At 66.1% G+C, this 21509-nt stretch carries 23 protein-coding genes; 11 read left to right on the top strand and 12 right to left on the bottom strand.

The features are described 5' to 3' along the window. The first annotated feature begins 55 nt into the window (after positions 1 to 55). The 7 genes from DEM25_RS09320 to glyS all read left to right on the top strand — a co-directional run bounded on the left by DEM25_RS09320 (position 56) and on the right by glyS (position 6687). Positions 56 to 235, top strand: a complete 180-nt coding sequence (locus DEM25_RS09320; protein ID WP_109766686.1) for a CDGSH iron-sulfur domain-containing protein — start codon at positions 56 to 58, stop codon at positions 233 to 235. A 107-nt stretch (positions 236 to 342) separates the two neighbouring features. Further along, complete coding sequence (locus DEM25_RS09315; protein WP_109766611.1) at positions 343 to 834, top strand: fasciclin domain-containing protein; 492 nt, start codon at positions 343 to 345, stop codon at positions 832 to 834. Positions 835 to 951: 117 nt separating this feature from the next. Continuing rightward, positions 952 to 1341 (top strand): VOC family protein, encoded by a 390-nt coding sequence (locus DEM25_RS09310; RefSeq protein ID WP_109766612.1) that lies wholly within the window; start codon positions 952 to 954, stop codon positions 1339 to 1341. 110 nt (positions 1342 to 1451) lie between these two features. Beyond that, on the top strand, positions 1452 to 2021 hold the full coding sequence (locus tag DEM25_RS09305; protein WP_109766687.1) for a LemA family protein: 570 nt from the start codon (positions 1452 to 1454) through the stop codon (positions 2019 to 2021). 39 nt (positions 2022 to 2060) lie between these two features. After that, positions 2061 to 3983, top strand: a complete 1923-nt coding sequence (locus tag DEM25_RS09300) for a DUF2207 domain-containing protein (RefSeq protein WP_245412847.1) — start codon at positions 2061 to 2063, stop codon at positions 3981 to 3983. Between the two features lie 11 nt (positions 3984 to 3994). Then, positions 3995 to 4381, top strand: a complete 387-nt coding sequence (locus DEM25_RS09295; RefSeq protein ID WP_109766613.1) for a VOC family protein — start codon at positions 3995 to 3997, stop codon at positions 4379 to 4381. 35 nt (positions 4382 to 4416) lie between these two features. After that, positions 4417 to 6687 (top strand): glycine--tRNA ligase subunit beta, encoded by a 2271-nt coding sequence (gene glyS, locus DEM25_RS09290; RefSeq protein ID WP_109766614.1) that lies wholly within the window; start codon positions 4417 to 4419, stop codon positions 6685 to 6687. 52 nt (positions 6688 to 6739) lie between these two features. Here glyS and DEM25_RS09285 read toward each other — a convergent pair whose 3' ends face one another. Continuing rightward, the gene (locus DEM25_RS09285; protein WP_147393296.1) at positions 6740 to 7123 is read right to left on the bottom strand and encodes a hypothetical protein; all 384 of its coding nucleotides are present in this window, start codon (positions 7121 to 7123) and stop codon (positions 6740 to 6742) included. 116 nt (positions 7124 to 7239) lie between these two features. Between DEM25_RS09285 and DEM25_RS09280 the strand changes: the two genes are divergently transcribed. Together DEM25_RS09280 and DEM25_RS09275 are read left to right on the top strand one after the other, a co-directional pair. Then, entirely contained in the window at positions 7240 to 8202 is a 963-nt protein-coding gene (locus tag DEM25_RS09280) for an L-threonylcarbamoyladenylate synthase (protein WP_245412856.1), read from the top strand. After that, entirely contained in the window at positions 8199 to 9608 is a 1410-nt protein-coding gene (locus DEM25_RS09275; RefSeq protein ID WP_109766617.1) for an FAD-binding oxidoreductase, read from the top strand. The genes DEM25_RS09280 and DEM25_RS09275 overlap by 4 nt, the downstream gene beginning before the upstream one ends. Positions 9609 to 9617: 9 nt before the next feature. Here the strand turns inward: DEM25_RS09275 and DEM25_RS09270 are convergent, their stop codons facing one another. Both DEM25_RS09270 and DEM25_RS09265 read right to left on the bottom strand, forming a co-directional pair. Then, complete coding sequence (locus DEM25_RS09270) at positions 9618 to 9809, bottom strand: hypothetical protein (protein ID WP_109766689.1); 192 nt, start codon at positions 9807 to 9809, stop codon at positions 9618 to 9620. Between the two features lie 23 nt (positions 9810 to 9832). Beyond that, positions 9833 to 10705, bottom strand: a complete 873-nt coding sequence (locus DEM25_RS09265; RefSeq protein ID WP_245412846.1) for a S49 family peptidase — start codon at positions 10703 to 10705, stop codon at positions 9833 to 9835. A gap of 220 nt (positions 10706 to 10925) precedes the next feature. Between DEM25_RS09265 and DEM25_RS09260 the strand changes: the two genes are divergently transcribed. Further along, positions 10926 to 12701: an acyl-CoA dehydrogenase family protein gene (locus tag DEM25_RS09260; protein WP_109766618.1), complete on the top strand. Its 1776-nt coding sequence runs from the start codon at positions 10926 to 10928 to the stop codon at positions 12699 to 12701. 1 nt (position 12702) lies between these two features. Further along, a complete protein-coding gene (locus tag DEM25_RS09255; protein WP_109766619.1) occupies positions 12703 to 13473 on the top strand; it encodes a crotonase/enoyl-CoA hydratase family protein in 771 nt (256 codons plus the stop codon). Between the two features lie 4 nt (positions 13474 to 13477). Here the strand turns inward: DEM25_RS09255 and DEM25_RS09250 are convergent, their stop codons facing one another. The 9 genes from DEM25_RS09250 to aroC all read right to left on the bottom strand — a co-directional run bounded on the left by DEM25_RS09250 (position 13478) and on the right by aroC (position 21475). Beyond that, a complete protein-coding gene (locus DEM25_RS09250; RefSeq protein ID WP_109766620.1) occupies positions 13478 to 14722 on the bottom strand; it encodes a class I SAM-dependent RNA methyltransferase in 1245 nt (414 codons plus the stop codon). Further along, positions 14715 to 15473, bottom strand: a complete 759-nt coding sequence (locus tag DEM25_RS09245; protein ID WP_109766621.1) for a TlyA family RNA methyltransferase — start codon at positions 15471 to 15473, stop codon at positions 14715 to 14717. Before DEM25_RS09245 ends, DEM25_RS09250 begins: the two co-directional genes overlap by 8 nt. Before the next feature lie 51 nt (positions 15474 to 15524). After that, on the bottom strand, positions 15525 to 15902 hold the full coding sequence (locus tag DEM25_RS09240) for a hypothetical protein (protein WP_147393295.1): 378 nt from the start codon (positions 15900 to 15902) through the stop codon (positions 15525 to 15527). A 122-nt stretch (positions 15903 to 16024) separates the two neighbouring features. Then, positions 16025 to 16942, bottom strand: coding sequence for a pirin family protein (locus DEM25_RS09235; protein ID WP_109766623.1), 918 nt, complete (start codon positions 16940 to 16942; stop codon positions 16025 to 16027). A gap of 104 nt (positions 16943 to 17046) precedes the next feature. Further along, positions 17047 to 17298 carry an exodeoxyribonuclease VII small subunit gene (locus DEM25_RS09230; RefSeq protein ID WP_109766624.1) on the bottom strand — a complete coding sequence of 84 codons (252 nt, stop codon included), beginning with the start codon at positions 17296 to 17298 and terminating at the stop codon, positions 17047 to 17049. Between the two features lie 3 nt (positions 17299 to 17301). Then, positions 17302 to 18231: a histone deacetylase family protein gene (locus DEM25_RS09225; protein ID WP_109766625.1), complete on the bottom strand. Its 930-nt coding sequence runs from the start codon at positions 18229 to 18231 to the stop codon at positions 17302 to 17304. 83 nt (positions 18232 to 18314) lie between these two features. Further along, positions 18315 to 19268, bottom strand: a complete 954-nt coding sequence (locus DEM25_RS09220) for a hypothetical protein (protein WP_109766626.1) — start codon at positions 19266 to 19268, stop codon at positions 18315 to 18317. Position 19269: 1 nt separating this feature from the next. After that, positions 19270 to 20367, bottom strand: coding sequence for a 3,4-dihydroxy-2-butanone-4-phosphate synthase (gene ribB / locus DEM25_RS09215; RefSeq protein WP_109766627.1), 1098 nt, complete (start codon positions 20365 to 20367; stop codon positions 19270 to 19272). Positions 20368 to 20377: 10 nt separating this feature from the next. After that, a complete protein-coding gene (aroC, locus tag DEM25_RS09210) occupies positions 20378 to 21475 on the bottom strand; it encodes a chorismate synthase (protein WP_109766628.1) in 1098 nt (365 codons plus the stop codon). Between the last annotated feature and the right edge of the window lie 34 nt (positions 21476 to 21509).

Below are 21509 nucleotides of genomic sequence, written 5' to 3'. Positions count from 1 at the left end.
TGTCCGATTTCCGCAGGCCGGTGCAATCCGCGCCACAAAAAGCCGGAGGATGACCATGACAAAAGGCGCCGTTGCCGCAACCGCCCCGATCCGTGTCGAAGTGGAACAGGGAAAGGCCTATTTCTGGTGCACCTGCGGCCAGTCGGCCAAACAGCCTTTCTGCGACGGCAGTCATTCGTCCGCGCAGGCCGCGCTTACGCAGCAATGTCCGATCGGATCACAAACAAATTTGTGACGGACCGTTCATCGATCACGAACATCTGAAAGGTGCGGTGCCCGTAAACACGGACAATGGCGCGGGAACGCTGCGCCGTCTTGTTCGTTTACGGAGGACTACTCACCATGCGCAAGGTAATGATGGGCGCTGCCATTTCCATGGGCCTTTTGGCCGCACCGGCCCAGGCCGACAACATCGTCGAGGTGGCCCAGGGCGCCGGCACGTTCAACACGCTGCTCGCCGCAGCCGAAGCAGCCGGATTGGCCGGTGCGCTGGCGACTGGCGAGAACCTGACCGTTTTCGCGCCGACCGACGACGCGTTCGCGGCCCTGCCCGCCGGCACGGTCGAAAGCCTGCTCGAGCCGGAGAACAAGGACAAGCTCGCCGCGATCCTGAGCTATCACGTCCTGCCGCGCGAACTGGCCTCAAACCAGCTGCCGGGCCGCACCATCCACATCCGCACCATCAAGGCCGGCGGCGACCGCCTGCTGGCCATCGAGAAAGACGCCCACACGGGCGCTGTCGTCGTTGACGGTGCCAACGTCGTTGCCGCCGACATTCAGGCCGACAACGGCATCATCCACGTCATCGACAAAGTGATGCTGCCCGCGAGCTGACCCCCCTGCTCTTTGGGTAGCGAGCCCCGTCCGGCTTTGCCGGGCGGGGTTTTTTCTTGCCTGAAGCCGCCTCGGCGCGTTCAATCGGCCCCATCGTCGCGGACCGGGGAGGCGCAGATGACGGCACACGGCCATTTCCACTGGAACGAACTGATGAGTCGCGATGTCGAGAAGGCCAAGGCGTTCTATGCGGACGTGCTCGGCTGGTCCTTCGAATCGATGAAGATGGGACCGACGGGTACCTACTGGATTGCCATCCAGGACGGTGAGCGCGTCGCTGGCATGTACGAAATGGCAGGCGACAGTTTTGATGGCATGCCGGAAGCCTGGTACCCCTACATCGCGGTCGATGACGTGGACGAGCGCGTTGGAAGGGCGAAAGCTGCCGGCGCAACCGTTTTGGGCGAACCGTTCGACGTACCGCAGTTGGGACGCATTGCAATGGTCCGCCAGCCGGGAGGCGCGCTGATGGGCTGGATCGCGCCAGCGGATGACCCGCCCGCCTGAGGTCCGCCCCGTCCAGATGATGCGCGCGACGCTGTTGGCCGGGGCGCTTCCATCTTGGGATGAACCCATCTAGTTTGCCGGCCGACGGGGCGAGCACAAGGAGACGCGCCATGTTCGGCGGCGGCACCATCACGGCAATCATCATCGTGGCCATCGCGGCCTATGCGATCGTCATCTATAACGGGCTGGTCCGGGCCCGCCAGATGGTTCAGGAGGCCTGGAGCGGCATCGACGTGCAGCTCAAGCGGCGCGCCGACCTGATCCCCAACCTGGTCGAGACGGTCAAGGGCTACGCCGGCCATGAAAAGGAAACGCTCGAGCAGGTCACCGAGATGCGCACGCGGGCGCAGAACGTGCCGGCGGGCGATGTGGCCGGTCGCGCCGCGGCGGAAAGCATGCTCAGCCAGGCGATTGGCCGGCTGTTCGCGGTTGCCGAGAGCTATCCCGACCTGAAGGCCAACCAGAATTTCGCCGAGTTGCAGGAAGCGCTGGAGACCACCGAACGCGAAATCCAGATGGCCCGGCGCTATTACAACGGTTCGGCCCGCGAATTGAACGTCAAGGTCGAGAGCTTTCCGTCCAATCTCGTCGCCAACACGTTCAATTTCGTCCAGGCCGACTATTTCGAACTCGACGATCCGGGCGACCGCGCCGTGCCGCAGGTGTCATTCAACAGTTAGGGCCCTGGCCCCAGGTCACGCCCATGTGACGGAGGACGCGTGTTTCACCGCATTCTCATCTCGTTGATCCTGCTGGCCGCGATGGCGGTCGCGGCGGTTGCCGACGAACGTATTCTCCTGTTCGACAGCGATATCACGATCAATCCCGACGGCACGCTCGATGTGGTCGAGACGATCCGCGTCAATGCCGAAGGCCAGCGCATTCGCCGCGGCATCTTTCGCGATTTTCCCTTGCGGGTCGAAAACGCCGCCGGCCGCGAAGTGCTGGTCGGCTTCGATGTGGTGGCCGTGACCCGCAACGGCGCCCCCGAACCCTATTTTGTCGAGCGCGACGGCCGCGTCGCCCGTACCTATGTCGGCGATGCGGACGTCTTCCTGCGCCCCGGCGTCCACACCTACACCATCACCTACCGCACCGACCGCCAGCTGCGCTTCTTCGAAGACCATGACGAAATCTTCTGGAACGTCACCGGCAACGCATGGGCGTTCCCGATCGATGTGGCGCGCGCGACGGTGCGTCTGCCCGGCGAGGCGCGCGCGCAGGATGTCATCTTCTTCACCGGCCCGTTCGGCAGCCGCGGACGCGAGGCGCGTTCGGCCAGGGCGAACAACAATGGCACGGTGATCTTCGAAACGACCGCGCCTCTGGGGCCGAGAGAGGGCCTGACCGTCGGGGTCAAGTTCCCCAAGGGCCATGTCGCCGAGCCGGCGGCGGGACAGTTCTTCCTGCGTGATTTCGCCGGAGAGGTCGTGGCGTTTGGCGGGCTGGCGTTTGTCTTCGGCTTCTTCTTTTGGGCATGGAACCGCGTCGGCCGCGACCCGCCGGAGGACATCGTCGTGCCGCGCTGGGAGCTACCGGACGGCGTATCGCCGGCGCTGACCCACTACATCGCCAACCGCGGGCTGCGCGGGCAGGGGTTCACCGCCCTTTCGGCGGCCGCGCTCAATCTGGCGGTCAAGGGCTATATGGAGCTCGACAATAACGACGGCACGCTGACGATGCGCCGCACGGACACACCGCTGATGGGCTCGAAACTGCCCGTCGGAGAGCGGGCGCTTGCCGACCGCGTCTCGGCCAATGGCGGCGCGCTGACCGTCACCAAGACGAACGGCGAGCGCGTCAAGCGCATGGCCGACCGCTTTCGTTCGGCGATCGAGGACGAACATCGCGCGGTCTTCTACAAGTCCAATGTCGGCTATGTCGTTGCCGGACTTGTTCTGTCGATCGTGGTCACCATTGCCGCGCTCGCCCTGAGCGGACCGGTCGAAACCACGCTCGTGCCGCTGATCCCGCTCGGCTTTATTGGCATCGTCGTGACCGTACTGCTGGTCAACGCGGCCAAGAACGCCCGGCGCGGGCTGGGCGGAAAAATCGGCCTGGCATTCACGGTCTTCATCGCCATATCGCTGATCGTCAATGTTGGCCTGGCCGGCATTGCGGACGGACTGGCGCTGATCGAAAAGCCGCTGCTGGTCGGCCCGCTCATCACCCTGCTGATGCTCAACGCGCTGTTCTTCTTCCTGATGGGCGCACCGACGCCGCTCGGCCAGACCCGGTCGGCGGAGATCGCCGGCCTGAAACGCTATCTGACCGTCGCCGAGGAAGACCGGATGAACATGCTCGGCTCGCCCGAAATGTCGCCGCAGCACTATGAGACGCTTCTGCCCTATGCGGTGGCACTGGGCGTCGAAAAGCCCTGGTCGAAGGCGTTCCAGAAATGGCTGGCGGCGGCTGCCGCGGCGGGCGTTGCAACGGCCGTCGCCTATCACGGACCGCGCTGGTATCACGGCGACGGTTTCCGCGCCGACAGGATCGGCGACCAGATGGGCAGTCTGGCCGGCGATCTGTCCAGTTCGATGACCGCGGCCATGCCCGCGCCGAAATCCTCCTCGTCGGGCTTTTCCTCCGGTGGCGGCTTTTCCGGCGGTGGCGGCGGCGGCGGTGGCGGCGGCGGCTGGTGAGGGAGACTGCAATGGCCAAGGGCAAGCTGGTGGAGCAGGCACCCGTGCTGCTGGTGCGCGATGTCGTCGAAAGCGCTGCCTATTGGCGTGACTGTCTCGGCTTCAAGGAGCGGCTCTGGGGCGATCCGCCCGGTTTCGCCATTTGCTGGCGCGACGCGTGCTTCGTCATGCTGTCGCAGGCGCCCGAAGACCACGAGATCGTGCCGAACTGCAAGATCGTCGACAAGATGTGGAATGCCTATTTCTGGGTCGACGATGCCCGGGCGATCTATGCGGAGTTCCAGGCCAGCGGCGCCCGCATCGACTATTCGCTCTATGAAGCGCCCTATGGCGTCCTCGAGTTCGGAATTCAGGATCTGGACGGCCACGACATTGCGTTCGGCCAAGACCTCCAATAACACGCATTCAGCTTCCACCCTGAACGCGATCCGTCATGCCCGATCTGCTCGTCGAACTCTTCTGTGAGGAAATCCCCGCGCGCATGCAGCGCCGCGCCGCGACCCATTTGCGCGAGGCGCTGACTGGCGCGCTGGTCGATGCCGGGCTGACCTATGAGGGCGCGCGCGATCATGTGACGCCGCGCCGGCTGACGCTGGACGTGCGCGGGCTGACGGCCCGCTCGGCCGACACGACCGAAGAGCGAAAAGGTCCCCGCGTCGATGCGCCCGAAAAGGCCGTTGCCGGCTTCCTGCGTGGTGCGGGCCTGGCGTCGGTCGACGAGGCCGAAGTCCGGTCCGACCCGAAGAAAGGCGATTTCTATGTCGCAGTGATCAAACGCGAGGGCCGCTCGGCGGAGGAAATCGTCGCCGAAGCCATGCCCGCCATCATCCGCGACTTTCCCTGGCCCAAATCGATGCGCTGGGGTGCGCCGTCGGCCGAGCCCGGCGCACTGCGCTGGGTGCGTCCGCTGCAATCGATCCTGTGCACCTTCGGTCCGGAAACCGAGGAGCCGGTGGTCATCGATTTCGAGGCGGGCGGCATCCGTTCGGGCAATGTGACGCGCGGCCATCGCTTTCACGCGGGCGAGCCGTTTAAGGTCCGCCGGTTCGACGATTATGCCGCCGAACTCGAAAAGCGCTTCGTCATTATCGATCCCGAGCGCCGCAAGGAAATGATCGCCGCCGACGCGCGCAATCTCGCCTTTGCCAATGGCGTCGAACTGGTCGAGGACGAGGCGCTCCTGGACGAGGTGGCTGGGCTGGTCGAATGGCCCGTCGTTTTGATGGGCGAGTTCGAGCGCGAGTTTCTCGAAATCCCCGACGAGGTGGTCCGCCTGACGATCAAGACCAACCAGAAATGCTTTGTCTGCCGCGACCCTGCGACCGGTAACCTGACCAACAAATTCATCCTCGTCGCCAATATCGAGGCGAGCGATGGCGGTGCGGAGATCGCGCGCGGCAATGGCAAGGTGGTGCGGGCGCGGCTGGCCGATGCGCTGCATTTCTGGACGACCGACCAGGCCGACCTGCCCGATCTGGAAAAATGCCGCACGTCAGCCGAAAAATTCGATCTCGATCTGAAAAAGCCGCTCGATCAGCGCATGGCCAAGCTCGACCATCTGGGTGTGACCTTCCACGCCAAGCTGGGCACGCAAGGTGAACGCGTCGCGCGCATCGCCGCGCTGGCCGGAGAGCTGGTGGACAATGTTGCGGATTCCATGGGTACGCTCCCCACCTCCCCCTTGAGGGGAGGTCGGCGAAGCGAAGCTGAGCCGGGTGGGGGTCACGGCGCTGGCGATACCCCCAACCCGGATGTCTCGCAGGGCTCGCCATCCGACCCTCCCCTCAAGGGGGAGGGAGAGGCGCTGCGCCACCTCGCGCGCCGCGCCGCCCATCTCGCCAAGGCGGACCTGACAACCGAGATCGTCGGCGAGTTTCCGGAAGTGCAGGGCGCGATGGGCGCCACTTACGCGGTGCTGCAGGGCGAGCATCCCTCAGTCGCCCGCGCCATCGAGGATCATTACAAACCGCTCGGCCCGACCGACAGCGTGCCGACCGATCCGGTCGCCATCGCCGTCGCGCTGGCCGACAAGCTCGATCTTCTGACGGGCTTCTGGGCGATCGACGAAAAGCCGACGGGCTCCAAGGATCCCTATGCGCTGCGCCGCGCCGCACTGGGCGTGATCCGGATCGTGCTGGAGAACGGGATAAGGCTGGCATTGGCGCAGCATCACGTCTCTGCCGACCTCCTTTCCTTCTTCCATGACCGGCTCAAGGTCTGGCTGCGCGACAAGGGCGCGCGGCACGATCTCATCGACGCGGTGCTGAGCGAAACCGACGACGACCTGCTGATCATCGTGCGCAAGGTCGAGGCGCTGCAGAAGCTGCTCGACAGCGAGACCGGCGCGAACCTGCGCGTCGGCACCGAACGGGCGCTCAACATCCTTGCCGCCGAGGAGAAGAAGGACGGCGCGGGCGCGTTTGACCGGCCTGTCGATCGGGCGCTTCTGGCCGAGCCGGCGGAGAAGGAACTGGCCAACGTCATCGAGGCCGTCGCGGGCCATGTCGACGACCATGTCGCGCGCGAGGATTATGAGGGCGCGTTCGCGGTGCTCGCCGAACTCCGGCCTGCGGTCGATGCGTTCTTCGACACGGTCATGGTCAATGCCGACGATGCCAAGGTGCGGACCAACCGGCTGGCAATCCTCTCGGGCCTGCGCGCGGTCACCCGCAAGCTCGCCGACTTCTCCAGGATCGCCGGATAGCAAAACGCCCGGCGCGAACCGGGCGTTGTGATGGGCATGTTTGCGGGCGCGATCAGCGCAACTGGACGTCGCGCAGTACCTCGTCGCGGATCGCATCCTCGATGATGATTTCGCGCATCCGCTCATTGTCGATGGTGCCAACGCCGCCGCTCTGCGAAAACAGCGGTTCGTCGTCATCGTCGGCCATCTCGGCGCGATCGTCGTCGGTGGCGCCGGGCGCCTCTTCGGTCATTGGCGCGTTGAGCACGACCGGAGGCGCGGTGCCCGACGGCGCGGAGATCACGGTGGGGTCGTCGCCCGGCATATCGTCGAACTCGAAGAACAGGACCGACGGCATCGCGCTGTCCTCGTAGATCGTATATCCGGCGCCGGCGGGCGCTGCCATGATGGCGCAGAGCGCGGTACCCGCGGCGAGTGCAGACAGGCGGTTTTTCATGGAGCCCATTCCCGGTTTTCGTGTAAGACCGCCGGAAAGATTATGCCCATGTGGTTGAGATGGTGTTGCCCGACGTGGCTAACGAAACATTAACCCGGCGCACGCCAGCCGAGACGGTGATCGTGCCGGCCGATGAAGACGCCGTCCGCCGCGCCGCGCGGCTCCTGGCAGAGGGTGACATCGCCGCCCTGCCAACCGAGACGGTCTATGGTCTGGCCGCCGACGCGACCAACGGCGAAGCGGTGGCGCGCATCTTTGCGGCCAAACGCAGGCCCCGTTTCAACCCGCTCATCTGCCATGTCGACGGGTTGGAGATGGCGCGCGGCTTTGCCGATCTCGGACCTTTGGCCGAACGGCTGGCCGACCGTTTCTGGCCGGGGCCGCTGACCCTGGTGGTGCCGCTCGGAAGGCGCGCGACGATCCACCCTCTCGTGACCGCCGGCCTCGATACGGTCGCGGTGCGCATGCCGCGCGGCGTCGCGCGCGATGTGATTTCGGCGCTTGGCCGTCCCGTTGCCGCGCCCAGCGCCAACCGGTCCGGCCGGATCAGCCCGACCACTGCGCATGCCGTCCGCGAAAGCCTTGGCGACGCCGTGCCGCTGATCCTCGATGCCGGGCCGGCGCGTGTGGGCGTTGAATCCACCATCATCGATGTGTCGGGCGATACACCGGTCTGCCTGCGGCCCGGCGGCATTGCACTGGCCGATATCGAGCGCGTCATCGGCCAGCCTGTGGCGCGCGCCGGTGCCGATGCGGCGATCAGCGCGCCGGGCATGCTGCGCTCCCATTATGCACCCGGCCTGCCCGTGCGGCTGGAAGCGGCGGATGTCCGGCCCGGCGAAGCGCTTCTGGCCTTCGGCTCCGGCCAAATTACTGGCGCCGGCAACGCCGTGGCAATGGCAAACTTGTCACCGGCCGGCGATCTCACCGAAGCCGCAGCCAACCTTTTTGCGATGCTCGATGAATTGGACCGGTCGGGCGCCGCCGCCATCGCGGTGATGCCCATCCCCGGCGACGGGCTTGGCGAGGCGATCAACGATCGGCTGGCCCGTGCCGCAGCGCCGCGCGAGACGCCATGAAGGACGATCTGCGCAACCGCTTCATTGCGATCGTCGGCGATGCCCACGCGGCCACGGCCGACAACGACATCGCGCCGCACCTGCGCGAATGGCGCGCCCGCTGGACCGGCGCCGCCGCCGCCGTTCTCAAGCCGGGCGCGACCTCCGAGGTCGCCGCGATCCTGAAGCTTGCCAGCGAAACCGGCACGCCGATCGTCCCGCAGGGCGGCAACACCGGTCTTGTCGGCGGGCAGATACCGGACGCATCGGGCAAAGCGATCATCGTCTCGACAAACAGGCTCAACCGCATCCGCGCCATCGATGTGGACGGCGACACGATGACGGTGGAGGCCGGTGTCGTGCTCCAGACCATCCAGGAGGCGGCCGACGCCCATGACCGCCTCTTTCCGCTTTCGCTGGCTGCCCAGGGCTCGGCCCAGATCGGCGGCAACCTGTCGACCAATGCCGGCGGCACCGGTGCGCTCGCCTATGGCGTCGCGCGCGACCTGTGCCTGGGCCTCGAAGTGGCATTGCCGACCGGCGAGGTCCTCGACGATCTCAACCGGCTGAAGAAGAACAACACCGGCTACGACCTCCGCGACCTGTTCATCGGCGCCGAAGGCACGCTGGGCATCATCACCGCCGCGGTCCTCAAGCTCCATCCCAAACCGAGCGGGCGGGCAGCGGCCTTCCTCGCCGTGCCGTCGCCGGACGCAGCGCTGACCTTCTTCCGGCAGGCCCGGTCCCGATGCGGCCCGTCGCTGACGACGTTCGAACTGATGGCGCGCATGGGCATCGACTTCACCGTCCGCCACATGCACGGCGCCCGCGATCCGCTCGATCAGGCCTATCCCTGGTATGTGCTGATCGAACTGTCGTCCGGACGGTCCGAGGCCGACGCGCGGGCCGAACTCGACCATCTGGTCGAAACCGGTTTCGGCGAGGGGACGCTGGCGGACGGCGTTGTCGCCGAAAGCGAGGCCCAGCGCCAGTCGCTGTGGCATCTGCGCGAAGCGATGTCCGAAAGCCAGATTCCGGAGGGCGGCTCGATCAAGCACGACATTTCCGTGCCGGTTTCGGCCATTCCGGCCTTTCTCGACGAAGCGGACAGGGCCGTGGCGGCGATCGTGCCGGACGCTCGCCCGTGCCCGTTCGGCCACATGGGCGACGGCAATCTGCACTACAACATCTCGCAGCCGGTCGGGTGGGAGAAGGCGGACTTTCTGGTGACGACGGACAAGATCACGCCGGCAGTGCACGCCATCGCGCGCGCCCATCACGGCTCGATCTCCGCCGAACACGGCATCGGTCAGATGAAGCGCGACGAACTGGCCGAGGTGAAATCGCCAGTGGCGCTCGATCTGATGAGGCGGATCAAGACGGCCTTCGACCCGGCCGGCATCATGAATCCGGGCAAGGTCTTGTAGGACTGGATTTCAGTCGTCGTCGCGGGCGGGCCGGTATTCGCCGGTGACGGGGTCCTTGACGAGCGTGCCGACTGCCTTGGTCTTGGCTTCCTTTTCGGCGCGGCGCACTCGGGCCGACACTTTTCCCGCTTCGCGCACGAAGGCGCGATAACCCAGATAGCCAACCACGGCGACCGCGGCAAAGAACAGAAGCTGGGGCACCGTCATCTCCCTGGTCGGTTCGCTCAAAGGCCGTAGCGGTTCCAAAGAGCACGTTCCTCAAGCGCCGACAAGAGACCGCTTGCCGCATGTGAGGTCAGCACCGCGGGGTCGATCCCGCCCAGCCCCGTCACGCCGGGTTGGGGACGGCGGCCGAACAGGCCGCGCGGCATGGTCACCAGACGCAGTTGCGCCTTGTCGCCGAAACGGTCCTTGATGAAACCGCGCATATCGCCCAGATGGTCGACCAGTCCCAGTTCCCTGGCGCTGTTGCCGGCCCAGAAACGTCCGCTGAACAGATCCGGATCGTCGCCAAGCTTGTCGCCGCGCCGTTCCTTCACCAGATCGATGAATGTCCGGTGCACTTCCAGTTGAAGCGCCTTGATCCGTTCGACATCCTCTTCCTTTTCCGGCTGGAACGGGTCGAGCGTCGACTTGTTCTGGCCGGCCGTGTAGACGCGCCGCTCGACGCCGATCTTCCTGATCGCCTCGGTGAAACCGAAACCGGCCGAAATCACGCCGATCGAACCGACGATCGAGGAGGGATCGGCGATGATCTCGTCGCCGGCAACCGCGATCATGTAGCCGCCCGAAGCGGCGACATCCTCGGTGAAGACCAGCACCGGTTTTTTCTTTTCCTCGGCCAGATCGCGGATGCGCTTGTAGATCAGCCGCGACTGGACGGGAGAGCCGCCGGGTGAGTTGACGCTGATCGCCACCGCCGGGGCCTGCTTGACCGAAAATGCGCGCTCGAGAGCCGGCGCGACAGCGGCCAACGACAGGACGGGCTGCAGCGGCGAGCCGCCGGGCGAGATCATCCCGCGCAGGCGCACGACCGGAATGATCGGAACCGACTTTCGGAAGCGCGCCGGCAGGAACCGCGTCATCATCTCTTTCAAGGCCAAGATCCCTTTTTAGGTGTTCGAGCCCTATGTAAGCGGCCCTCGCCGCCGTGCAATGGGCGCCGGACGGTTGGTTCGCGTCCTGCCTGCGGATAAGGTGGCCGCGAGGGTTTGATCACCGGTTGGAGTGACGGGCCAATTGACGTTTACGTAAAAAGCCGTTAGCGCTGTGCCGGACGCGCATCGCGCCACGAGACGGCGGTTCAGGGAGGCATATATGTATCGGGCACCGGTCGACGAGATCACCCACGCGCTCAAGGCGGTTTCCGGCCTTGGAGAGGCCATCGACGACGGCAAGGGCGGCAATCTGTCGGTCGATCTGATCGATGCGATCCTCGAGGAAGCGGGAAAGTTCGCCACCGACCGGATCGCGCCGCTGCATCTGCCGTCGGATCGCCAGGGCTCGCGGCTTGACGATGGGCAAGTCACGACGCCTGAAGGCTGGAAGCGGGCCTATCTGGACTGGATCGAAGGCGGCTGGAACGCGCTGCCCGGCCCCGAGGACCATGGCGGCCAGGGGCTGCCCATGTCGATGGCGATGGCAGCCATGGAGATGTGGAATTCCGGCTCGATCGCTTTCGCGCTGTGCCCGATGCTGACCATGGGTGCGATCGAGGCGCTTGAAAAGCACGCCACCGACGAGCTGCGCGCGACCTATCTGGAAAAGCTCGTCTCAGGCGAGTGGACCGGGACCATGAACCTGACCGAGCCTCAGGCCGGCTCCGATCTCGGGGCATTGAAGACACGGGCCGAACCGGCCGGCGACGGGACCTACCGTATCTTTGGCCAGAAGATCTACATCACCTATGGCGAGCACGACATGACGGACAATATCGTCCATCTCGTACTCGCACGGCTGCCCGATGCGCCGGCCGGCACGCGCGGCATTTCGCTGTTCTTGGTGCCCAAGTTCCTCGTCAACGAAGACGGTTCGATCGGCGCCCGCAACGATGTGTTCTGCAACGGGCTCGAACACAAGCTGGGCATTCACGCCTCGCCCACCTGCACGATGATCTTCGGCGACGGCAAGCATGGCGACACCGCCGGCGCGATCGGCTGGCTGGTCGGCGAGGAAAACCGTGGCCTGAACTGCATGTTCACGATGATGAACAATGCGCGCCTCGCCGTCGGCATCCAGGGCGTCGCGGTGGCCGAAGCGGCTACGCAAAAGGCTGTCGCCTACGCCAATGAGCGCACCCAGGGCCGCGCGCCGGGCTGGGACGGCGACGGCATGAGCCCGATCGTTCACCATCCCGACGTCCAGCGCAACCTGCTGACGATGAAGACCCTGACGGGGGCCGCGCGCGCCATCTGCTATGCCTGCGCGCACGCCATCGACATGTCCCGCGTCGGAACGGATGAGGAAAAGAGGTTCTGGAACGAGCGCGCCGGCCTTCTGACACCGATTGCCAAGGCGTTTTCCACCGACATCGGGTCCGAGGTCGCTTCGCTCGGCGTGCAGGTGCATGGCGGGATGGGATACATCGAGGAGGCGGGTGCGGCGGTTTTCATGCGCGATGCCCGGATCACCCAGATCTATGAGGGCACCAATGGCATCCAGGCGATCGATCTGGTCCAGCGCAAGCTGCCGCTGTCGGACGGCGCATGCGTTGCCGCCTATCTCGATGAGCTCGATGGTGTTCTGGAAACACTGCGCGCTTCCAACGATACCCGCTTTGGCGAGGCCGGCCGCTATCTGGAGGCCGCGATGGCCGATCTGCGCGCCGCGACCGACTGGATGATGGCCAAGATGGCCGATGGCGAGAAGCAGGCGGTGCTGGCCGCCGCGACGCCCTACCAGCACCTGTTCGGTCTGACGGCCGGCGGCATCTATCTGGTCAAGGGCGCGCTCGGCTCCGCCAACGGTGTCGACCGTGCGTCTCCCGCCCGCTTTTATGCGGAAAATCTGGTCGGCCAGTCCGGCGCGCTGCGCGACCGGGTGGAACAGGGCGCGGCGAGCCTGGCGGCGGCCGGCCAGGCGCTGGTGGCATGACATGAGCGCCGCACAGGACACCGCCGAGCGGCATATTCTCGTCTCGCGCGAAGGCGCGGTCCAGATCGTCCGCTTCAACCGGCCCGACAAGAAGAACGCGATCACCCGCGCCATGTATGCCGCGCTTGCCGGCGCGCTCGCCGACGGCGAGGCCGACGATGCGGTGCGCTGCCATGTCATCTTGGGCCAGCCGGGCGCGTTTACGTCGGGCAACGACCTGGCCGATTTCCTCGCCTTTGCCACGACCGGCGAGATGGGCACCGAAGTGCTCGATCTGCTGCGGCTTTTGCCGAAGCTCGAAAAGCCGGTCGTCTCCGGCGTCGATGGGCTCGCGATCGGCATCGGCACGACGCTCCACCTGCATTGCGACCTGACATTCGCAACGCCCCGGTCGGTGTTCAAAACGCCGTTCGTCGATCTGGCGCTCGTCGCCGAAGCCGGATCGAGCATGCTGGTGCCGGCCATCACCGGACATCAGCGCGCCTTCGCGCTTTTGGCCATGTGCGAGGATTTCTCCGGCGATCAGGCCGCCGATGCCGGCCTGATCTGGAAGGTGGTTCCCGAAGACGATCTGGAGCGCGCGGTCATGGACACTGCCAAGGTGCTGGCGGCCAAACCGCCCAAGGCGCTGGCCCTGACAAAACGGCTGATGAAGGGCGACACCACGGCACTGGAGGCGCGGATCGCCGAGGAAGCGGACCTGTTCGCCGTCCAGCTCAAGTCCGACGAGGCGCGGCAGGCCTTCATGGCCTTCATGGCGCGCAAGAAATAGGCGCTCAGCGGACCAGCAGCGCCACGGTCTCCACATGCGGTGACCAGAGGAACTGGTCGATCGGCGTCACCGTGACGATCCGGTAGCCGCCGCCGGTCAGGATGGCCAGATCGCGCGCCAGCGTCGCCGGATTGCAGGAGATGGCGGCAACCCTTTTCACACCCGAACCGGCGATCTGATGCGCCTGCGCCTCGGCCCCGGCCCGCGGTGGATCGAACACCAGACCGTCAAAGCTGTCGAGTTCCTTTGCCGTCACAGGACGCACGAACAGATCGCGCCGTTCGGTCGTCACACGGCGCAGCTTCTGCCCGGACGCCGCGCGCCATGCCGCATCCAGCGCGGCCAGCGAGGCGCGGTCGCCCTCGACGGCATGAACGCGGGCCAGCCGGGCGAGGGGCAGCGCGAACGTGCCGCAGCCGGCGAACAGGTCGGCGACCGATCTTGCGCCCTGCATGTGACCGGTGACCAGATCGCGCATGGCGCTCTCGGCACGCGCCGTCGCCTGGATGAAGCCGCCCGGCGGCAGGCCGACGGCGATCCCGTCGAAAGAAACGGCCGGCTTGCGCGTTTCGGCGAGCGCCTCGTCGCGCACGGTGAGCCGTGCGAAGTTGGCTTTCAGCGCGATTCCGATTGCCGCCTGCCGTCCCGGCTCCGACAGCGTGAAGTCGCCGGCGACCGCCACATCGAGCCCCGTTTGCGTGACCGTGACGGTCATCGAGACGGGCTTCGCCGCCGCCTTCATGACCGGAAGAACGGCCTTGGCCAGCGCCTTCAGCGCCCCGCGCGCCCTGTTGAGGACCGGATCGACGACGTGGCAATCGGTCGTGTCGACAATCATGTGGCTGCCCTCGCGCTGAAATCCGAGCCGCACGCCCTCCGGCCGCCGCAGCACGGAGAAGGTGGCTCGCCGGCGGATGCGCGGCGTGCCGGGAACCAGGCTCGCGACCTTCGTTTCGATCCCTTGCCGGCTCAGCGCATCGGCCACGAGCTGCCGTTTCCACGCGCGGTAGGGAGGATCGGCCCAATGCTGGACCGAGCAGCCTCCGCAGTCGCCGAAATGCGGACAGGACGGGGACACACGCTCTGCGGATGGCGTGACGATTTCAACGTCATGGGCGCGCGCGTCATCGAGCGTTGCGCGCACCGTCTCGCCCGGCAGCGCGCCCGGCACATAGACGGTTTGGCCGTCATGGCTGGCCAGCCCGTCGCCCTGCGCGCCCATGGCCATGATCGTCAGCTTCTCAGCCATCCTTGATGCCCCAGAGGAGGAATTCCGTATTGCCGTCGCCGCCGGTGATGGGCGAGGGGATCAACGACCGGCTGGACCAGCCGGGCCGGATGCCGAGCCACGCGGCGATGTCTTCGGCGGAACGATTTGCATCGTCGGCCGCGACCAGTCCGCCCTTGCCGATCCGCTCGCGGCCGACCTCGAACTGCGGTTTGACGAGGGCGACCAGATGTGCGCCGGGCGCGGCCAGATCCAGCGCCGCCGGCAAGGCGAGCGTGAGCGAGATGAAGCTGACATCGCTGACAATGATCGACGGCCGGTCGCCGTCCAGATGGCCAATCTCGAGATCGCGTGCATTGAGCCCTTCGGTCAGGCGGACGCGCGGGTCTGCCGCAAGGGTCGGGTCCATCTGACCGTGTCCGACATCGATGGCGTGGACCCCGGCTGCGCCGGCTTCCAGCAGCACCTGCGTGAACCCGCCGGTCGACGCGCCTATGTCGAGGCACACCGCATCGGTCACCGGGATCGCAAAGGCGTCGAGCGCCGCCTTCAGCTTGAGCGCCGCGCGCGAGACATAGCCGCTGGCCGGGTCGGCGACCGCGATCTTGGTCCGGCCTGTGCAAGAATGTGCGGGTTTGGTGATTGTCTGGCCGTCCACGGTCACCGTGCCGCGCATGATCGCATCGCGCGCCCGGGCCCGCGTCGCGAAAAGGCCGCGCCGGACCAGAGTTCTGTCGAGCCGTTCGCGCGGATTGTCGTCCGGAACTGTCATGCCACCTCATCGCCGAGGTGGCGCGTTGGCGCAAGCCTTGCGGGTCAGGCCTCACCAGCCTTCAGCGGCGGCGACGATGAGGGAACCGCCATAGACAATCCGGACCTGCCGGTCGGGCAATGGCCGGGCAATCGGCTCGTGGAAGAGTGCAAAGGCCGGTCCGCTGAACGGGACCAGCGCCGGCAGGATGGCGGGCGAGGATGACTGGACAGAGTGGGTCGGCATCGCATCCGGCGTGGTGACCGGAGAGGCACCGGGCTCGATGCTGCCGCGCATCGTGCCCATGCGCAGCGCGATCCGTTCCGCCGCCGCCTGGTCGATCGACGCGTCGTGGCGCGGACCGGACGCGGCCGTCGCCGTTCCGGCGACCAGCGCCGCTGCCATGACGGCGATCGGCGCAATCTGTCTTTTTGCGTGTATGTGAGCCATGCCCGGTTCCACCCCTTCGCGTGCAGAGATAGCGAACGGGCGTTGAAACCGGGCAAAGGAACGCGGTGAAAATCCGCTCAACCGGAACGGTGAAGAAACGGCAAACGTGCGGTCGTGGACGTTTACGAGGGCAGGGGAATGAACTCCTCTTCGTCGCCCGGAACGATGTCGAAGCGTCCCGACTTCCACTCCTGCTTGGCCTGTTCGATCCGTTCCTTCGAAGACGACACGAAGTTCCACCAGATATGGCGCGGGCTTCCGATCGACGCGCCGCCGAAGATCATGAACGATGCGCCGGCCTCGGACCGGACGACGATCTCGTCGCCGGGGCGGAAGACGAGAAGCTGGTCGCCGGTGAACGCATCGCCCGCCACCGAGATCGAACCGTCGATCACATAGATGGCGCGCTCCTCGGTGTCGGCCGGGATGTCGATCTCGCCACCGGCGGGAAGCGTCACGTCGACATAGAGCGTTTCCGAGAACTGCGTCACCTGCGACGCCGCGCCGTGAAACGCGCCGATCAGCACTTTCGCATGGGCCTTTTCGCCATCGACCATACCCATCGTCTCGGCGGCCGTATTCTCGAAGGCCGGCGCGATCTCCTCGCTGCCGTCGGGCAGGGCCAGCCAGGTCTGAAGGCCCGACATGGCCCGTTTCGTCGACCGCAGTTCCTCGGGCGAACGTTCCGAGTGCACGATGCCGCGCCCGGCCGTCATCAGATTGATGTCACCCGGCGAAATGACCATTTCGGTACCCAGCGAATCGCGGTGCCGGATGGTGCCGTCGAACAGATAGGTGACGGTGGACAGGCCGATATGCGGATGCGGGCGCACGTCGATGGCCTCGCCGGGGCGAAACACGGCTGGCCCCATGCGGTCAAAAAAGATGAACGGGCCCACCAGCTTGCGCTGTCGCGAGGGCAGGGCCCGGCGCACCTCGAAGCCGCCAATGTCCTTGGCATTCGGGATGATCAGTTGTTCGAGCGCGTCACAGGCGAACGCATCGCCCGCCTTGGGATCGGTTCCGGGAAAAAAGCTCATGGCAGGACCTGCTGTTTGGAAGCTGTTGTGCCGACAAGATAGACGGCGATCGTCCAAATGCTATCGCGTCGCAAAGCGACACAGCGTTCACCGGTCAGCCCGTCTCAGTCGCCCAGCGGCTCGGTGCCGGTCGCCTGACCGTCCCGGCCGGTCTTGATCTTCTCGATCTTCAGTTCGGCGGCCTTCAGCAGCGTGTCGCACCGGGCGCGCAGCGCCTCTCCGCGTTCGTAGATGGCGATGCTCTCCTCGAGCGCGACATCACCGCGTTCCAGCCGGTCGACGATCTTCTCGAGTTCCTCGAGCGCCTTTTCAAAGGAAAGGCCGGTGACATCGGCGTTCGGATCGGTCTCGCTCATCGTCTATCCCCACATCAGGCGCTGAATGTGCGTGCCGGCCGACGCGGCCAGACCCTGAAGGTCATAGCCGCCCTCCAGCACGCTGACCAGACGGTTGTCGGCATGCCGCCCGGCCGCCTCGATCAGCCGTCCCGTCGCCCAGTCGAAATCGTCTTCGACAAGATTGATGTTGGCCAGCGGATCGCGGTGATGGGCATCGAACCCCGCCGATATGACGATCAGGTCGGGACCGAACGCGTCGATCGCGCTCAGCACACGGTCCTTGAACGCCAGCCGAAACGCTTCGCCGCCATCGCCCGGCGACAGGGGCGCATTGCAGATCGTGCCGTGCGCGCCAATCTCGCCTTTCGCACCCGTGCCCGGATAGAGCGGCATCTGGTGCGTCGAACAGTAGAGCACGGTCCTGTCGTCCCAGAAGATGTCCTGCGTGCCGTTGCCGTGATGAACGTCCCAGTCGACGATGGCCACCCGTTCGGCGCCGTGGACCGCCTGTGCATGCCGGGCGGCGATAGCCGCCGTGTTGAACAGGCAGAACCCCATCGCGGTCTCTTTTTCCGCATGGTGACCCGGCGGCCGCGCCGCGACGAAAGCGTTGTCGAACGTGCCCTCGAACACGCCGTCGACGGCGGCCATCGCCGCGCCGATCCCGTGCAGCGCCGCCTCCATGCTTTTGGGTCCGGCCACCGTGTCGGCATCGACGCGCGCCAGCCCCTCTTCGGGGATCTGCGCCTTGATGCTGGAGAGAAAGCTCTCCGGATGTGCGAGAAGCACGGCGCTTTCGTCCGCGCGTGGCGCCTCGGCACGGTCGAGTTTGGCAAATGCATCCGACGTCAGCGCCTCTTCGAGGGCGCGCAGCCGGTCAACGCGCTCGGGATGCCCCGGCGGCGTGACATGCTCCTTGAAGATCGGATGTTCGAAATAGCGCGTCGCCATGGCGTCAAGGTAGGGGTTCGGAGCGCACCTTGCCATAAGGGGGTGCCGACACCCGGCGTTTTCCACCGCCGAGTTGGCGGCGGTCAGGGTTCGACGACGAGCAACCGTCCGTCTTCGGTCGCCGTGACCAGCCGCCCGGCCACCGCGATGATGGCCTTGTCGATAGGGGCGGGCAGGGCGATGTCTGCGGCGTCCGAAAGCGGCCTTCGCAGGGCGCGCCGGTCCTGCGAAGGCAGGTAGACCTCGCCACCCAGAACCGCCGACAGGCCCAGTTCGCGCGAGCCGATCAGATGATTGGAGAGATCGCGGGCGATGTCGTTGCGCTCTGTGATGCTGCCGTCGGGCGCCATGCTCATCGTGAACAGACGTCCGCCAATGTGCGGCGTACGCACACCGACGATCTCGGTGCCGCCGTCGCCGGTGCCCGGCAGGATGGCGGCGATGTTAAGCCACCGGTTGGCGCGGCCGTTTTCGCTTGACGACGCGATCTCGACCAGATCGCCGCCGCGCATGCCGTAGATGGCGACCGCCGCACCGCCCGAACGCGATGCGCGGATGGTCACGATCTCGTTTTTGCCGTCGCTGTCGAGATCGCGGATGCGCGGCGTGATGTCCTCGAACACTTGCGATTCGGGCAAAACGAATTCGACCGTGGTGCCGCCGCCGGTCTGCGCGACCAGCGATCCGCCCTCGATCGCATCGCCCAGAACGCCATGGGCGTAGCGGCCCGTCGGCCGCCCGTACCAGGCACGGACGATGTCGCCCGAGGACGCACTGGCGACGAATCCGTCGGGCAGGGCGCCTTCGGGCGCCCGTGCAGGCAGGCCGCGAATGACGTCGGGGACAAGGCAGACGCCGCCGTCGCAATCGCCCGGTTCAATGCGCAACGTGCCGCGCTCGGTCTCCACATAGCTGCCGCGCAGCGTCTCGACGATAGCGGTCACCGCGCCGTCGGTCTCGATGGCCGTAACGGTTTGGGCGGCCACCGGTGACGACAAGGCTGCCAGCAACGCCGTCGCAAGGCCGGCGCGCACCATCTTAGCCCTCCAGCCGTTCGGTCGAGGCGATCCGGATGCCAAACCCCTCAAGGCCGACATAGCGGCGCTCGCGGGTCGAATAGAGCCGGATCGACGCCACACCCAGATCGCGCAGGATTTGCGCGCCCAGGCCGATCTCGCGCCATTGGTTCTCCCGGTCGCGCGCTTCGGCATGGTCTTCGGTCAGTGGCCTTGAGCTATGGTGTGCAACACCCACCGACCCCTCGCGCAGATAGACGACGACGCCGCGCCCGTGCTCGGCGATCATCCGTTCGAGCACCGAAACCGGATCGCGGTCTCGCCCGAACACGTCATCGATCACGCTCTCCAGATGAAGCCGGACGGGCACTTCCTGGCCGTCGCGAATGTCGCCGGCAACGATCGCCAGATGCTGCATCGGATCCCAGGGCAGCGTATAGGCATGGGCGGTCGCCGGCCCGGCGGCGGTCTGAACATGGCTTTCGTCGACCCGCTCGACCAGCGTTTCCTGCCGTTGCCGGTAGGCGATCAGGTCGGCGACCGACACCATTTTCAGGCCATGGGTCTCGGCGAAACCGGTCACCTGCGGTCCGCGCATCACCGTTCCGTCATCATTGACCAGTTCTGAGATCACGCCGACGGGCGGCAGGTCCGCCAGGCGGCACAGATCCACGGCCGCTTCGGTATGCCCCGAACGCATCAAAACGCCCCCCTCGCGCGCGACCAGCGGGAAGATGTGGCCGGGCCGGTTGAAATCTTCCGCTGCCGCGTTGGGATTGGCCAGATTACGCACCGTGGCCGTGCGGTCGTCGGCGGAAATGCCGGTCGTCGTGCCGTGCCTGTAATCGACCGAGACGGTGAACGCGGTGCCTTTGGCGTCGGTGTTTTCGGCGACCATCGGGGCAAGGTTCAGCCGTTTGGCTTCCTCGGGCGGCATCGGCGCACAGACGATGCCCGATGTGTGCCTGACGATGAAAGCCATCTTCTCGGGCGTGGTGTGCACGGCAGCGACGATCAGGTCGCCCTCGTTCTCACGCCCGTCATCGTCCATGACGACGACGATCTCACCCCTTTCGAACGCGCGCAGCGCCTCGACCACGCTGGCCTGATCGTAACTCATCGCAAAACCCTCAAATCCGGCCGGTCTGGCCCCGGTGCCGCAGATAATGGTCGGCGATGGCGCAGGCCACCATCGCTTCGCCGATCGGCACCGCGCGAATGCCGACGCAAGGGTCGTGCCGGCCCTTGGTCTGAACATCGACTTCGTTGCCGTCCTTGGTCACCGACTTGGTCGGCGTCAGGATCGACGAGGTCGGCTTGACCGCGAACCGCGACACCACCGGCTCGCCGGTCGAAATCCCGCCCAGGACGCCGCCCGCCTTGTTGGTGAGGAACACCGGTCTGCCGTCATCGCCGATGCGCATCTCGTCGGCATTGTCTTCGCCGCGCAGCGTTGCCGCCTCGAAGCCGTTGCCGATCTCTACACCCTTGACCGCGTTGATCGACATAAGGTGCGAAGCGATGTCCTGGTCGAGCTTGGCATAGATCGGCGCGCCAAGCCCGGCCGGCACGCCCGTCGCCACCACCTCGATCACCGCGCCCACCGACGAGCCGTCCTTGCGGATCGCGTCGAGATAGTCGGCGAACCGATCGGCGGCTTTTGCGTCGGGGCAGAAGAACGGGTTGTGGCCGACCGCGTCCCAATCCCAGTTGGCCCGGTCGATCCGTTCGGTGCCCATCGCAACCAGCGCGCCGCGGACCTCTAGGCCGGGCACGACCTTGCGCGCCAGCGCGCCGGCGGCGACGCGCGCGGCGGTCTCGCGCGCCGACGAGCGTCCGCCGCCGCGATAGTCGCGCAGTCCATATTTGGTGTCATAGGTGAAATCGGCATGGCCGGGCCGGTAGCGGGCCTTGATCTCCGAATAGTCCTTGGATCGCTGGTCGGTGTTCTCGATCAGCATCGACACCGGTGTGCCGGTGGTGATCAGCATCTCGGGATCGTCCTCATCGGGTATGAAGCCCGACAGCACGCGCACTTCATCGGCCTCGCGGCGCTGGGTGGTGAATTTCGACTGGCCCGGCTTGCGCTTGTCGAGGAAGGACTGGATTTCCGCGACGGTGAAACGGATGCCCGGCGGGCACCCGTCGACGACACAGCCAAGCGCCGGCCCGTGGCTTTCGCCCCAGGTCGTCACGCGAAACAGATGACCGAATGTGTTGTGTGACATGATGGGTCCCGGAGTTCACCGGGCTTTTAGACGA

Source organism: Oceaniradius stylonematis (genome assembly GCF_003149475.2).
Classification (GTDB): Bacteria; Pseudomonadota; Alphaproteobacteria; order Rhizobiales; family Rhizobiaceae; genus Roseitalea; species Roseitalea stylonematis.
Note: the sequence above shows the minus strand (reverse complement) of the source record. Positions and strands in the feature narration are given on the sequence as shown.